The organism is Vibrio artabrorum (assembly GCF_024347295.1).
Classification (GTDB): Bacteria; Pseudomonadota; Gammaproteobacteria; order Enterobacterales; family Vibrionaceae; genus Vibrio; species Vibrio artabrorum.
In genome coordinates this window covers 479,693-495,402 of sequence record NZ_AP025459.1, presented here as the reverse complement: position 1 = coordinate 495,402, position 15,710 = coordinate 479,693, and the positions used below count along the sequence as shown (strand labels likewise).

Genomic DNA, 15,710 nt, shown 5'->3' with positions numbered 1-15,710 from the left:
CAAATACTGGCCATCACATTCGTTAAAAATACCCAATAATACCACTCACCCAACGCCCAAACGTCGCCTGCCCACTCGGTGTTAAGGTCCATACAAACGCTGCAACATTGACTACCACTGTCACCCAATAGATAGCTCTGAACGGCTGCTTCTGCGTTTTATGTCGCAACGTATCTTGAGCGATCAGCGCCCCTAGCCAACCACCAACAACAGAAAAAATATGCAGGGTTTTCTCTGGCACACGCCAATTGCCTTTGATCGCGGCTCGCTTATCCTTTGCGTACACCAAAAACGTTACCACACCAATAACGAGATACCACACCAGCAGCGTTTTAGAACTTTCAGCAAACAACATAGATCCCGCCACCAGAACCAAATAAGTGATAACGATTTGAATAGATGAAGACAACGTCGACTCCTTTTGAGTAACAGCTCACATACTGTAGCAATTACGCCCTGAAAATTTGAATAAGGATGAGTAAAGCATATTGCAATTCAGTTAGCCTGCCAAAAATACACCAGCCCTTTCATCCTGACATAACAGGATGGAAGTTAAAGGAATTATAAATATGTACAACCAAAAATACGCCATCTACCAAGTTTTTACGCGTTTATTTGGCAATAAAAACACCCAACGTATTCCATGGGGCACAATCGAGCAAAATGGCGTCGGCAAGTTCAGTGACTTTACCGACAAAGCGCTGTCTGAAATCCGCAAACTCGGCATGACTCATATTTGGTATACCGGAGTGCCACATCACGCCGTCATCAATGATTACAAACACATCGGGATCTCAGACGATCATCCGAGCGTAGTGAAAGGCCGCGCAGGCTCACCTTATGCGGTTAAAGATTACTACTCCGTCAACCCAGATCTCGCCGATCATCCTGAGCAAGGTGTCGAAGAGTTTGAGGCATTAATCAAAAGAAGCCACAACAACGGCTTAAAAGTGATCATCGATATCGTTCCTAACCACGTTGCACGTCATTATATAGGGTTAAATAATCCTGAAGGCGTCAGTGACTTTGGGACTCACGATGACACTACGCAGGCATACCACAAAGACAATAACTTCTACTACATCCCCAACAGCACCTTTGAACTGCCGGAGATAGAGCCAGCTTTTACACCGCTTGGTGGTGAGTCGCACCCTAACCTACGTTCACCGTTTATCGAAGTGCCCGCCAAATGGACAGGAAACGGCTCACGCTTAGCGAAACCGGATTTCGACGATTGGTATGAAACCGTGAAAATAAATTACGGTGTACGCCCTGACGGCACAAAAGACTTTCCTGAGCTACCCAAAAACTATGCCCAGCGTGATTACCGCGATCATTATCATTTCTGGGAATCAGTAACGGTACCTAACTCTTGGGTTAAATTCCGAGACATCGCCTTATTCTGGTTAGCCAAAGGCGTTGACGGCTTTCGCTACGACATGGCTGAAATGGTGCCTGTCGAGTTTTGGAGCTACCTTAACGCCTCGATAAAGATGCATACCCCGGAGGCTTTGCTAATGGCAGAGGTGTATCAGCCAGACTTATACCGAGACTATATTCACCTAGGCAAAATGGACTACTTATATGACAAGGTTGACCTATACGACGGCCTCAAAGCCATCATGCAGGGCAAAGCTTCAACAGCCATCATCCCTGAGATCCAACATCGACTGATGGACATTGAGCACCACATGCTGCACTTCTTGGACAATCATGATGAGCAGCGCATCGCTTCTCCCGAGTTTGTTGGCAATCCACATGTCGCAAAGCCTGCGATGCTAGTCAGCGCGTTATTGAGCAGTTCTCCAACCATGATCTACTTTGGGCAAGAAGTTGGAGAACCGGGGGCGGACAATGCAGGCTTTGGACAACCCTCGCGTACATCCATCTTTGACTACATCGGTGTCCCACAGCACCAAAAATGGATGAACCACGGTGCATTCGATGGCGGGTTACTGAACGATAGCGAAAAACAGCTCCGATGCTTCTACAGAAAGGTAATGAATTTTTCGCTAGCGCATTCATCGATGACGGGTGACTACCGAGACTTACACCAGAGCAATAACTTAAGCGATTCGGTATACGCCTTCCTACGCTATAACGACCAAGAACTCACCATCGTTGCGGTAAATTTCAGCCAGCACGCCACAGAAAGTATTCAAATAGAGATTTCACATGACGTCATTCAAAAACTCAAACGAGTTGATGGCAATTACTTACTTGATGAGCAGATTGAAGGCATAGCGCAACAAGTGCTCAATATTGAGAACGGTGTTGGCCGTTTTAATGTTGAATTGAAACCATTGGCATCTTTGGCTTGGGTGCTATCCTTACATGGATAATATATTTATCACTATTAATTATCGAACAACTCCCCTTTAATTAATTGATAAACAACTTAATTCCTGAGTTAAATTAACACTCTCTCAATTCGATATATTCCTCACATTAATAAGGATGAGCTCTCATCCTTATTAACTACGCCTGGCTTCTACGCCCTGCATTATTAATATTAAACAAATGAGCCATTGATCCAACTCATTTAACGCAAACCAAATACAAAACGTGATATTGACACTAGGTTATCTATTTTTACCTATTAAAAATAACTTTATACATAGCCATCACAAATAGCTGACCATTGTTAAGACTAGGATATTCATCTTCATAAAAAGTGACATATGGATATCAAACGTGAACAACATAAATATGAATAAAAGCATCACTCTACCAAATACCTTCAACAGAACCAAAAAGAGCAATTTCAAGCGTTCTGCTCTAACCAAAGCGATTTTACCTCTCTTCACTGCGGCTCTGATCGTTGGTTGTGGCAGTGATACCGACAACAGCACGGACTCTGGCAACAGCGGTTTATACAAAGCAGGCGAAAACGAAGTGGTTGTTTATTACAAACGTGATGTGGCAGCCGCGAGCACGTCTGGCTCTACTTACGACGGCTGGGGACTTCACCTATGGAATGGCGATGGTTGCACTAGCACAGACTTGATAGGCATGGGGTTGAGCGAAACCGGTACTAACTGGGAAGCACCTTATGAATTTGACGGTATCAGTGACACTTATGGCGCCTACTACGTATTAAAAGTCGACCCAGACGCTTCTGACCCACATAAATGCATGAACTTCATTTTACACAATGGTGACGAGAAAGCGTTTGGCAGTGCCAATTCTAAAGTCGATCTCACTCAACTTGGTGATACACAAGGTGTGTTCGGGTTCCAGGGCAGCAGTGAGTTGTACTATGAGCCAGTTTCAGAACGCCCAGTCAATATTGATGGTCAAAAAGCACATTGGTTGGACGCAGAGACTATCGCTTGGGAAGCCGCTGGTAACGCTGATTCTGTGAAGCTGTTCTACGCACTCGATAACAGCATCACGATGAACGATGACAAAAAGATTGTCGGGGGTACAGCCATCGAACTAAGCAAAGACGGGGAACTGTCTTCCGCATTGAAAGCCCGTTTCCGCCACCTTGCAAGCTTACCAGCCCTGACTATCGATGTTGACGACCGCACACTGCGCACGATTTTGAAATCTCAGATCATTCTTGTTGCCTACAATACCAATGGCGACGTTATCTCTTCCACTGAGGTTCAAAAACCAGGTGTGCTTGATGCGGTATTTGCGAGCGAAGATGCTGGTAATGCAATGGGAGAAGAATTAGGTGCGATTGTTGAAGGCAGTGCTGCTACCTTCAAGCTTTGGGCACCAACCGCGCAAGATGTAGAACTCGTCCTTTATAGCGAAGACCTGCAAAGTTCCCAAGTGTTCCCCATGACGGAGAGCCCTGAAACAGGCATTTGGGCGACGGATACTGTGTCTAATGCCGTCAACCGTTACTATCGTTACCAAGTGACAGTCTACCATCCAATCACAGGCAACATTGAAACACGCCTAGTCACTGACCCTTACTCACTCAGCTTGTCGAAGAACTCTGCATACTCGCAAGTTATCGACCTTGATGACCCAGCCTTAATGCCAGAAGGTTGGGTGGAATATAAGCGCCCAACGGTCAAAAAAGACGAAGATCACGTACTTTACGAATCACACCTACGAGACTTTAGCTTTAGCGACAAGCTAGGCACAACGAGCCTAAACGGCAAGTACCTCGCGCTCACAGAAGCCGATCGTGAGTCGGTCAAGCACCTTCAAGCTTTGAAAGATGCAGGCTTAACTACGCTGCATATATTACCGGCATTTGATATCGCCACCGTCGATGAAGCAGAAGCGAACCGTGTCGATATTACCGACACAGTTGGCAAGCTATGCGATGTAAAACCAGCGGCAGCCTTGTGTGGTAACGAAGACGAAAACAAAACCATTGAAGATGTACTCGATGGTTATGACCCTTCAACGGGCGACGCCCAAGCATTAATGAATGACTTACGTATGCTTGATAGCTTCAACTGGGGCTACGACCCATTTCATTACACGGTTCCAGAGGGAAGTTACGCGACCGATCCTAATGGCTCTAAGCGTATTCTCGAATTCCGTCAAATGGTAAAAGCCACCCACGACATGGAGCTCAAGCTGATCATGGACGTGGTATACAACCACACCAATGCATCTGGCGTAAACGACAAATCAGTGCTGGATAAGATTGTCCCTGGCTACTACCACCGTCTTAACGTCAACACTGGTGGCGTGGAGAACTCGACCTGTTGTGATAACACTGCGACCGAAAACCTAATGATGGGTAAATTGATGATCGATTCACTTAAAGTATGGGCTGACGATTATAAAGTGGATGGCTTCCGTTTTGACTTAATGGGCCACCAACCCAAAGACGTAATGGTAGAAGCTCTTGCTGAAGTACGTAAAATCGACAAAAACACACTGTTCTACGGTGAAGGTTGGGATTTTGGCGAAGTCGCGAATAACGCACGCTTCGATCAAGCAAACCAAATCAACATGGCAGGCACAGAAATCGGGACCTTCTCTGATCGATTACGTGATGCCGTTCGTGGCGGCAGCCCGTTTGATGGTGGCGTCGACTCTGAGGGCAACCACCCACTTCGCTTTAACCAAGGCTTCGGTAATGCTGCAATTGCCAACGAAGAAACCAAAGTTGATCAAGATTCGATCAATGGTCGCTTACACAACCAAGATCTTGTTCGCTTGGGGATGGCCGGCAACTTAGCAGAATACGTGCTGATTGATTACAAAGGCGATACCAAACTGGGTAAAAACGTCGACTACAATGGCGCACCCGCGGGCTACACTAAGATGCCGTCAGAGAACATCTCTTACGTGTCGAAACACGATAACCAAACGCTTTGGGATAATAACGCCTATAAGATCGCCACGGGTACGAGTTCTGCAGAGCGTGCTCGTATGCAGTCTGTATCGCTCTCTACCGTGATGTTGGGGCAAGGCATACCCTTTATTCATATGGGCTCTGAGCTGTTGCGTTCTAAGTCAATGCAGCGCGATTCTTACGATTCTGGTGATTGGTACAACCGGGTGAGGTTCGATGGGACTGACAATAATTGGAATGTTGGCTTACCACGTGAAGACAAAGATGGTGCTAACTGGGAGTTGATCAAAACCATTGCTGCTGACCAGACAGCAAAGCCAAACACTAAGGATATTGAGTTAACTAACCAGCAATTCCTAGAGCTATTAAAAATCCGCAGTTCAAGTGAACTGTTCCGCTTAGACACCGCTGAAGAAGTCATCAAGCGTGTTGATTTCCACAACGTTGGGGAAAATCAAATCGAAGGTCTAATCGTGATGTCTATCGATGATGGCATAACGACAGGCGAAGATCTTGACCCTGCCAATGATGCGATTGTTGCGGTTATAAACTCAACCCATCAACCTCAATCATTCAAAATCACCGGAGCAACCGGCTTTACCCTTCACGATGTCCAACAAAACTCGGCCGACAACAAAGTGAAGGGTGCAAGCTTTGCCGCTGGAACCTTCACAGTACCGGCATTAACCACCGCTGTATTTGTACAAGCACAGAATGGTGCACAAGGTGCGGGGTTACCGGTTGATAACTCAGACAAGGATGTATCGAGCATCCCTCCCTACGGCCAAACGACCGTATATGTTCGTGGTGATATGAATGGCTGGAACCCTGTTGATGCTTGGACGATGACCTTTATTGGCAACGGCGTTTACTCGGTAACGGGTGATTTAGAAGTGGGCAACTATGGCTTCAAGTTTGCGGACGCAGATTGGAAAACACCGAATCTTGGCTGTGACTCTATTGAACTTGCAGATGGAACAATCAACCTTGGTTCAGGCGAGAATTGTCAACTTAACGTAACAGAAGCGGGTAGCTACACCTTCACTCTGAATGCGATTAATGAGCTAAATGTCAGTGTGGGTGGCCCCGTTGCTTCAGTAACTCAACAATAGATTCAAGAACAAGAATTAAAAACAACAGACGCCACATGTGGAAAATGGAATCGGTTACTTGAGTGATAAATAACACCTCTCGCGACTTTAGCTTGAATGTTAAACATCCAATCAACGGCTCCCAAAGTCATTCATGGTGAGGCGTCAAAATAACGATAACGGTACTTAACGTAAATCTCAAATATGTTAAGTACCGAAATGCCATGAGCAGTGCAGATGTTAAACCATCGAAAATTCACAAAATCCTGTTCGTTTGAAACGCCTAATCAAAATTAGCTTTCTGTAAAATTTCAATGAAGGTTTTAATCTTAAGATCGTCCGCCCCCAGCTTCGTGTAAAGACCGACATTCCCTCGCTTAGAATCATCAATCAATAAAGTTTCAAAACCTCTTTTATTCATCCAATCGCACATTTTGTGACTGTATGGCATCACAGCATCTGACATGCTTAACATATCTAAGCTCGGAAAAAGAGAATCAACATCATAAACATCTCGCCCTATTACTTCAGCATCTCGCCCAGAAGATTGTGAGTTTACGTGATCAGAAAGTACGGAGTTGTGTCTGGAGTGATCGGGAGTCACTTGGAGTATGGGATACGCCAACATGTCACGCCTTAACAAGCTGGAATCTAGATATGTCTTTGTTAACAATGGATGACCATTTCGGACAAACACGGCTTCTTTGTCTTGAAATAGTGGGTAAAAAGTCACTTTACATCGCTCATGCAATCCATAAATTTCATGGCCAACAAACAAGTCTATATCCCCTTGAACAAGGTGATGCATCAAAGATAAATTATTTCCGAACTCTAAATGTAACGAACCCATTTGTTCTTGTTGTTTGTACTCTTCAACAGCCTTACAGACAAATTGCTCCCACCAAGCTTCCCCTGTGCCGAGCTTCAATTTACCTAATTGGCGCTGCTGCATATCAGTAAAACGGTGCATTAGCGACAGATGCTTTTCTTGCTGCTCTTGCACATATTCACGATACAACAATCCATACTCGGTAAGTTCAACGCCTTTTGACTTCCGAATAAAAATAGCAACACCAATATCACTCTCTAATTTCTTAATTGCAGCGGTCAAGGAGGGCTGGCTTATGTTCAGTTTTTCTGCAGCACCTTTAATACTGCCTGTATGCGCAACCATCAGAAAATATCGATATAACTTATTCATAAAACTCTCTTAGTTTGCATTCGATCACAAAATGCGAGGTTAGAAATTCGACAAATTAATCCACTGATGACACCACACCGCGGATAGACAACATGATATAGGATTTTTCTATATAGAGCATTAGTAATGCTATTTCCCACTCAAAGACGAAATCATTATAGTAAAGACAATTATCTAATTCAGTGGACATTGAGATGGAACAGAAATGGTGGCATGACGCGGTAGTCTACCAAATTTACCCGCGTAGCTTTTTAGACTCAAATAACGATGGTATCGGCGACCTAAATGGGATTATCAGTAAGCTCGATTACCTCAAGGAACTTGGCATCAATGTCATTTGGTTATCGCCGGTTTACCAATCTCCAATGGATGATAATGGTTACGATATTTCGGACTACCAAGCGATTGCTGAAGAGTTTGGCAGCATGGAAGACATGCAATGCCTTATGGACGAAGCAAAAAAACGTGATATTAAAATTGTCATGGACTTAGTGGTAAACCACACGTCAGACGAACACCGTTGGTTCGAACAAGCTCGCTCTTCTAAAGATAACCCATATAGAGATTATTACATCTGGCGTGATGCAAAACCGGATGGCAGCGCACCAGACGACCAAGAATCGATCTTCGGCGGTAGCGCTTGGCATTGGGATGAGCTGACACAACAATATTTCTTCCACCTATTTTCAAAGCGTCAACCAGATTTGAATTGGGAAAACCCGAAGGTACAAGAAGAAGTTCATAATATGATGAACTGGTGGATAGACCTTGGCATCGGCGGCTTCCGATTAGATGTGATCGACCTTATCGGTAAAGAGATCGATAAAGGAATTACAGGCAACGGGCCAAGACTACACCAGCTATTACAACAAATGAATCAGGCTACCTTTGGCAATAAAGATTTGTTAACCGTTGGAGAAACTTGGGGCGCAACACCAGAGATCGCTAAGCTATACAGCGGACAAGATAGAAATGAGCTATCGATGGTATTCCAATTTGAACACATCACCCTAACATGGGAAAACGGTGACAAATGGAATCCTATTCCGCTCGACCTTAGAGAATTCAAGAATGTTCTGACTAAATGGCAGCTAGAACTAGCCGATGGTGGCTGGAATTCCCTATTCTGGAATAACCACGATTTACCGCGCTTGGTGTCAAAATACGGTGATGACAAAAACTTCCGAATTGAGTCAGCAAAAATGCTTGCGACTTGTCTACACTTCTTGAAAGGCACACCCTATATCTATCAAGGTGAAGAAATTGGCATGACCAACGTTGCCTTCGACAGCTTGGATCAGTACAAGGACATTGAAACTCATAATTTCTACAAAGTAAAAACAGAGTCCGGTGTCACTCATGAACACATGATGGATGCCATTCATGAGAACAGCCGTGACAATGCCAGAACCCCAATGCACTGGAGCAATCAAGCTAACGCAGGGTTCTCAAACGGAACACCGTGGATTGAGCTCAATCCAAACTACCCGGATATAAATGTCGAAAGTGCATTAGCCGATTCAGGTTCAATATTTTACCACTACAAGAAATTAATTGAGTTACGCAAAGCTCATCCAGCAATTGTCTACGGATCTTTCATTCCTGTTTTTGAAGAACATGATAAGGTTTTTGCCTACGTTCGCGAGTTAGATGGTGAGCAACTGTTTGTCGTATGTAACTTCTCAGGAGAGTCATTAACGCTTGAAGTTCCTGAACAATATCGCACCCAAACACCAACTTGCCTAATCAACAACTATGGTGAAGTTTCGAATCTAGATTCACTATTACACCTAGCACCTTATGAATCTTTTGCTTTAAAACTATAGCTCCATAAGCTCCTTACACACACAAAGGCAAGGTAATTCCTTGCCTTTTTTATTATTCCTAATCAGTGGTTTTAACTGAATACAGCATAAACCGACATTCGCAATTATCGCCTTAGCCAGCTCTAGAAAAATGACCAACAATTTGTTTGAGCCCACCTTCACATTTCTTTTCACGTTCAATATCACAAAAGCAGCCCATCTTCCTCTAAAACTCTAGCTTCGCCTTCATGATATAGATTTTTGCTATATCTCCTATCTATTTACCTATTTCTCAAGGCACAAGTAAACCGATAAAATCACTCCTAGATAATAAGAACTGATTGAAGTGATTATCGTTATGGATAACCTTCTGAATAAGGAATGAAACTATGAAACCTTTATTGAAAACACTGTCTATTTGTACCCTTGCTGCTCTTTTCAATGCACCCGCTTTTTCTATGGAAGAAGGTGAAATCACTATTTGGATTAATGGTGATAAAAGTTATGCCGGACTCGCTGAAATTGGTAAACAATTTGAAGAAGATACCGGTGTAAAAATCAATGTTCAGTACCCGGATTCACTGGAAGCTAAATTCCAACAACACGCAGCAACAGGAGGCGGTCCAGACATCATCTTCTGGGCACATGACCGTTTTGGTGGTTACGCTGAATCAGGTTTACTTCACGAACTCAACCCAAGTAAAGAGTTCAAAGAAAAGCTTGTCGACTTCAGTTGGGACGCGGTCACAGTGAACGGAAAAATTGTAGGATACCCTCTAGCAATCGAAGCACCTTCTCTCATCTACAATAAAGATCTACTTCCAAACCCACCGAAAACATGGGAAGAACTTGCTGCTATTCAAAAAGAGATGGCTAAACAAGGTAAAAAAGCCATCATGTGGGATGTGAAAAATGCTTACTTCACATGGCCAATGATCTCTGCTGGTGGTGCATTCGCTTTTGAGAAAACAGAAACAGGCTATAACGCTAAAAGCACTGGTGTTAACAACGAAGCGGGCGTTCACGGTCTTCAATTCTTAGTTGATATGGTAAACCAAGGCGTTGTTAACCCGAACATGGATTACTCAGTTTCTGAAGCCGAGTTTACCAATGGTAATGTCGCGATGACTATTAACGGCCCTTGGTCTTGGGGCAACTTAGATAAGCTTGGTGTTAATTATGGTGTTGCAGAATTGCCAACATTAAATGGTGGTAAGGGTAACCCGTTTGTTGGAATCCTAAGTGCTGGTATCAATGCTGCAAGTCCAAATACTGACCTTGCTGTCGAGTTCTTAGAAAACTACCTGTTCCAAGACGATGCTCTGAAAATCATGAATGATGATAAACCTCTTGGTGCCGTGACACTGAAATCATTCCAAAAGATCCTTGAGAGTGATGAACGCATCAAGTCAACTATGACGAACGCTGAAAACGGCGAAGTCATGCCTAACATCCCGCAAATGACCGCTTACTGGTTCGCTGAGGGTGCTGCAATCGATAACGCAATGCAAGGTAAGCAAACGGTTAAAGAAGCACTAGACACAGCAGCTAAGCAAATTACCAAATAATCTTTCTTCTTATTAATATCCTATTGTCCTTTGGCACAGCGCATGCTGTGCCTTTTTTGTTTTGGAAGTCACCTCGTTATGCAAATCCCTACGCTTTATCTCAAAGGAACATTTAATGGTTGGGGGTTAGATACCCCACTGATCAAAGAGCAAGATGGCTCTTACAGAGCAAGCATATGCTTATCAACCGATCTCTATCGCTTCAAGATCTCTGATTCAGATGGAACCAAGCAATGGACACTTTCAGGGCATGAAAGTGAAGCAACACTTTGCGAGTTCGAACAAGCAATATCTCTTATCAACACACAAGGCATTGGCAATGACCTACTGCTCTCACCCACTGAAGCCGGTCAGTACACCTTAAAGGTTGGATTCTCCTCATCGACTCCAACCCTTACCATAAGCAAAGGGGAATACAACACTCAATCAACCCCTCAACGAGAGCGACTTGATATTCAACTCATTGAGATTGAGGGCGTATTTCCTGACTGGAAGCACCCTGAGTTTGCAATACCACACGAGCAACTATTCCAAGAACTAGCCATCACAGACAAACAGTCATTCCCGTTTGTATTCGGGGATAACATCGATGGTTATTATCACGGTGCCACCTATAACTATGTAAACAGCGGAAAATATCGTCACCATCAAGGTTGGATACTCGGATCCTTCGCCAGCTATACCAACGGCAAGGTAAATAATAAGCTAAAGGCTCAATGTGCTCGCCTTATGCCTTATGGAATTGAGCATCATTACAATAATAGTCAGGAATCACTAAGCCTTATTCAAGGTTCGAGGCTTGTATCGCTCACCGTTTTGTCAAACAAACCAAGCATTTTAAGCCTGATTCCAGAACTCAACATACCGACGGTTCACTCTACCGTTCATACCTCAAGCTCAAATGTAGTCTTAGAACTCAGCCCTCAAGTTTGCCCTGAAGGCAGCCCAAGATTTGTCGCCATCGCTGGCAACCATTCAATACATGCACAAGAGGTCTCACTAGACGATCACCATGAACTGCGCGACCTAGTTCAACTCGCAGAGAGTAATGTAAAACTGATGCTCTCAACGTCGAATAAACAAACAGACCTTATTGTCTATTTAGGCTTTGCTGACACTCTTGAATCCGCTAGTTTACTGGTGAATCAAGCGGTCAAAAATAACGAGCACGTTCTTCACCAACAGCGAGCTTATGAATTCCTGACCAATAGTTATTTGTGGACCAACGACCTGGAATACAATCGGGCAGTTATGTGGTCACGCCTTGCCAGTAGAGCCTTTGTTAGCCATGAATTTGGAACAGGTATTTGGGCTGGGCTACCTTGGTTCAAAGACTGCTGGGGCCGCGATACGTTTATCGCTTTATCAGGAACAAGCTTGGTTAATGGCTTATTTAACGAAGCTAAAGAGATAATTGAAAACTTTGCATCAATGCAGATGCTCGACGAAAGCTCCGTGAATTTTGGCCGAATCCCCAATCGCGTGACAAGTAAAACCAACATCATTTACAACACTACAGATGGTACACCGTGGATGATTCGAGAAGCTCTCGAATACATCAACTATTCTGGTGATGTCGCGTTCGCTAAGGCTATTTACCCAACCCTGAAGCGCTTCATCACAGGTGTCGAAAAACACTACTTAAATGAAGATAGCTTGATGGCACATCGCCATCCTGATACATGGATGGATGCAAAAATTGATGGGATGACACCTTGGTCTCCTCGTGGACCTAAAGCCAATGACATCCAAGCTTTATGGTTTGAAAGCTTAAACTGTGCCATTCAACTCGCAACTTTAGTGGGCGACTCTGAAGCAGAAAATCGCTGGAAAATCCAGGCAGGAAAAGTGAAGGAAAACTTCGCAACTAAATTTTGGGATCATGTACATAATCGCTTAGCCGACCATTTATCTGAAGGTGACGTTCCCGACTATAGCGTGCGGCCAAACCAACTCATGACGATTTCAATTCCTCAGAAAGTTGAGCTAAATCAGAGCGAAAGAGAGCAATACATCATCAAGAATGCTGTCGAAAAGTTATTGTTCCCATGGGGGATCTGTTCGTTACAACAAGAACACGTTGATTTTCACCCATATCATGACAACCAAGCCATGTACCACAAAGACGCGGCTTATCACAATGGTACGATCTGGGGGTGGAATGCCGGCTTTACCATCACCGCTCTCAACAAGTTTAAAAAACAAGACCTCAGTTACCAACTATCCAAAAACTTAGCGAAGCAAATCCTTACACAAGGCTGTAGAGGAACAATGAGTGAGAATTTGGATGCTTACCAAGTCGATGGCCGTGATCTTGTAGAATCCGGCACATTCGCTCAAGCTTGGTCTGTTTCCGAATATGCTCGTAACGCGCAACAAGACTATTTGGGATACTGCCCACGCTTATTAGATAAAGAGATACACCTAACACCCAACCTTCCAAGTTGTTGGCATGAATTGGTTGCGACGTTACCTTTTGGAAAAGGAGGTCAACTACGGCTAAAATTTGAATCTAAAAGTGGTATTTCTCACTACCAGATTCACTCAAATTTAGAAGGTACAATAAGCTCCGAAATAACATTGGTTCTTAAACTGGATATAGACCAAGAATCTGTGGCTGTTATCTCGACACTATTGACAGAGCAGTTAGATGTAATGATCGATCGTCACCAAAATCAAGTCACAGTAAGCAATAAACAAGCGCATATTGATATTCAACCTAAACCAAGTAGTGCCATTTTAAGTGACTTACAATTTGCTAAACCTGATTTCTCTAGGAAACACCCTTGTATGTTTAACAATGACTACTTGTTGAATAAACGGAATAAACAACAGCTATCAGTAGCCAAAGACTAATTGCGTTGCAAGCAAGCCTATATACAAAAAGCCTAATCCCCTTTTTACTAAAAATAGAATGGAATTAGGCCTTTCTTTTATTATCTAAAAATAAAGTCGATGAAGTCAGGGAATCGCAGAGACCAAGCAAGTTCATTATGCTTATGATCTTTACCTTCTTGATAAAACAGCGTCAGGTTCTGTTTTTGAGCGAGTAACTTATTCATTTGCCGCGAACCACTTAGATATACACCAGCAAAATCGACTATTGCGCCTTCGCGAGCTTCATCCGTTCCCATATCCATATATATTTTCGTTGGATACCGAAAGTTAAACTCTTTCATATATTCAAAGTATGAGGGTTTATTGAACCAAAACGCTGGAGAGAAGACCCCAAGTACACCAAAGATATCCTGATATAGAGAGCCTCCATACAAACTGATTAATCCCCCCATGGAGCTACCAGCAAGATACGTAAACTCTCGGCTAGGCTTTGTTCTGTAGTTTTGGTCTATATAAGGCTTCAATGTTTGACAGATGAAAGCCATGTAATCGTCACCTTCACCACCAAATTTAAGTAACTCATCACCCACGCCCATTTCTTTGATATCTCGATGTGCTTTCCAAGGCGAATACTCGTTATAACGCGCCATCTTATCAAGCTCATTGCTGCTGTCGATTGCCACGACAATTAACCCCGATAATTTACCACGTCTCTGCATCTCATCAAGGGTGGTTCGTGCATCCCAACACATCCCATATGTCGCAGTGAACTCTTCAAAGACATTCTGTCCATCGTGCATGTATAAGACCGGATAAGCTTGTTCTGATCGTCGGTAACCCGCAGGAAGATAAAGGCGAAGCGTGCGAGTTCGATTAAGTTGTGGAATTAGGAACTCATCAATAAGAATCAATTCAGATTGCATAACTACCTCTAAACCTAAAATATATCAATACAGATAGAAAAAACGCCCCTTAAAGGAGCGTTCGATCTCTATCTAAGCGACTAAGATACTGGGCTACTAAGCCATTAAGCCTTAATCTATTAAACTAATAAGTTATTTCGCGTTGACGGCTCGCACAAAAGCTTCTTGTGCACCTTCAACATTGAGCGCCTTTGCTTCATCTAACAAACTTAAGGCTTTAGGTACGTCACCAGATTTAACCGCATTTTGTATAGCCGATAAATAGAAGTCTTTTGTCTCTTGTTGCACACGAATCTGCGTATCAGCTTTGTTAGTTGCCACTACCACAGGCGCGGCAACAGCAGTCACTGGAACTACAGCAGCTTTAGCACGGTAAGGACGAAGCTTGAGAGTTTCAACTTCTAACTCTAGACGACCACCGAGTTGATTGGTGTATACGGGATCTGTGACCATAGGCATCACTTCACCAAACTCTTTCGCACGAACTTTCGCAGGGTGATCAACTGTGATCGCTTTTCCTAGCTCATCAGCAGGTGTGTAGATAATAATGTAAGGTGTCTTACTTGCATCAACACGTAGGCGTTCAATGTAACTAGTACGTGTAAACGCATCGGATGCCTGAACCTTAAAGTCTTCAAACTTCAATGTTTTCACTGGTTGGAAGTGTTCATCCAGTAGAATCGCTTCTGGAGCAAACACCGAGTCATCAATCATCAAACTAGACAGTGTTACCACCATTTCTGCAGAGCGATCGCTGAATTTAAAGGCAGCAAAGTGGCTATTACCTGTGGTAAATGTACCGACAGGAGAACCTAAGTCGATATCAAATTTTAAATCTTCACTGTCGTTAAGCTGAGCGAATGGGAACTGTGAAAAGTCACTGCAACACACCTCTGCATTGTTTGGAGGTGTTAATTGTGTCTGAACTTGAGCATCGGAAGCACAACCGCTTAGCAAGGCACCTAGTAAAACGGCTAACATAGAGCTTTTATTTGTCATTGTAATCTCT

The 15,710-nt window shown here is 43.6% G+C and carries 9 protein-coding genes; 5 read left to right on the top strand and 4 right to left on the bottom strand.

Annotation, left to right across the window (positions count from 1 at the left end; genetic code table 11):
• Positions 1 to 22 precede the first annotated feature (22 nt).
• On the bottom strand, positions 23 to 355 hold the full coding sequence (locus OCU36_RS16340) for a DUF1294 domain-containing protein (protein ID WP_261840732.1): 333 nt from the start codon (positions 353 to 355) through the stop codon (positions 23 to 25).
• Positions 356 to 569: 214 nt separating this feature from the next.
• Here OCU36_RS16340 and OCU36_RS16335 point away from each other — a divergent pair, with 214 nt between their 5' ends.
• Positions 570 to 2,342 carry an alpha-amylase family protein gene (locus tag OCU36_RS16335; RefSeq protein ID WP_261840586.1) on the top strand — a complete coding sequence of 591 codons (1,773 nt, stop codon included), beginning with the start codon at positions 570 to 572 and terminating at the stop codon, positions 2,340 to 2,342.
• Positions 2,343 to 2,709: 367 nt separating this feature from the next.
• On the top strand, positions 2,710 to 6,387 hold the full coding sequence (gene pulA / locus OCU36_RS16330; RefSeq protein ID WP_261840731.1) for a pullulanase-type alpha-1,6-glucosidase: 3,678 nt from the start codon (positions 2,710 to 2,712) through the stop codon (positions 6,385 to 6,387).
• A 262-nt stretch (positions 6,388 to 6,649) separates the two neighbouring features.
• Here pulA and OCU36_RS16325 read toward each other — a convergent pair whose 3' ends face one another.
• Complete coding sequence (locus OCU36_RS16325; RefSeq protein ID WP_261840585.1) at positions 6,650 to 7,567, bottom strand: LysR family transcriptional regulator; 918 nt, start codon at positions 7,565 to 7,567, stop codon at positions 6,650 to 6,652.
• Between the two features lie 194 nt (positions 7,568 to 7,761).
• Here OCU36_RS16325 and OCU36_RS16320 point away from each other — a divergent pair, with 194 nt between their 5' ends.
• The 3 genes from OCU36_RS16320 (at position 7,762) to OCU36_RS16310 (ending at position 13,796) form a co-directional block, all read left to right on the top strand.
• Entirely contained in the window at positions 7,762 to 9,393 is a 1,632-nt protein-coding gene (locus tag OCU36_RS16320) for a glycoside hydrolase family 13 protein (protein WP_261840584.1), read from the top strand.
• Between the two features lie 368 nt (positions 9,394 to 9,761).
• Entirely contained in the window at positions 9,762 to 10,940 is a 1,179-nt protein-coding gene (malE, locus tag OCU36_RS16315; RefSeq protein WP_261840583.1) for a maltose/maltodextrin ABC transporter substrate-binding protein MalE, read from the top strand.
• A gap of 30 nt (positions 10,941 to 10,970) precedes the next feature.
• Entirely contained in the window at positions 10,971 to 13,796 is a 2,826-nt protein-coding gene (locus OCU36_RS16310) for an amylo-alpha-1,6-glucosidase (protein ID WP_261840582.1), read from the top strand.
• Between the two features lie 80 nt (positions 13,797 to 13,876).
• Here OCU36_RS16310 and OCU36_RS16305 read toward each other — a convergent pair whose 3' ends face one another.
• Together OCU36_RS16305 and OCU36_RS16300 are read right to left on the bottom strand one after the other, a co-directional pair.
• Positions 13,877 to 14,701 (bottom strand): alpha/beta hydrolase, encoded by an 825-nt coding sequence (locus tag OCU36_RS16305; RefSeq protein ID WP_261840581.1) that lies wholly within the window; start codon positions 14,699 to 14,701, stop codon positions 13,877 to 13,879.
• A 132-nt stretch (positions 14,702 to 14,833) separates the two neighbouring features.
• Positions 14,834 to 15,700, bottom strand: a complete 867-nt coding sequence (locus OCU36_RS16300) for a MalM family protein (RefSeq protein ID WP_261840580.1) — start codon at positions 15,698 to 15,700, stop codon at positions 14,834 to 14,836.
• Positions 15,701 to 15,710 lie beyond the last annotated feature (10 nt).

Coding starts and splice junctions, on each gene's coding strand:
- OCU36_RS16340 (WP_261840732.1), bottom strand. CDS start 355: ATGTTGTTTGCTGAAAGTTCTAAAACGCTGCTGGTGTGGTATCTCGTT.
- OCU36_RS16335 (WP_261840586.1), top strand. CDS start 570: ATGTACAACCAAAAATACGCCATCTACCAAGTTTTTACGCGTTTATTT.
- pulA (WP_261840731.1), top strand. CDS start 2,710: ATGAATAAAAGCATCACTCTACCAAATACCTTCAACAGAACCAAAAAG.
- OCU36_RS16325 (WP_261840585.1), bottom strand. CDS start 7,567: ATGAATAAGTTATATCGATATTTTCTGATGGTTGCGCATACAGGCAGT.
- OCU36_RS16320 (WP_261840584.1), top strand. CDS start 7,762: ATGGAACAGAAATGGTGGCATGACGCGGTAGTCTACCAAATTTACCCG.
- malE (WP_261840583.1), top strand. CDS start 9,762: ATGAAACCTTTATTGAAAACACTGTCTATTTGTACCCTTGCTGCTCTT.
- OCU36_RS16305 (WP_261840581.1), bottom strand. CDS start 14,701: ATGCAATCTGAATTGATTCTTATTGATGAGTTCCTAATTCCACAACTT.
- OCU36_RS16300 (WP_261840580.1), bottom strand. CDS start 15,700: ATGACAAATAAAAGCTCTATGTTAGCCGTTTTACTAGGTGCCTTGCTA.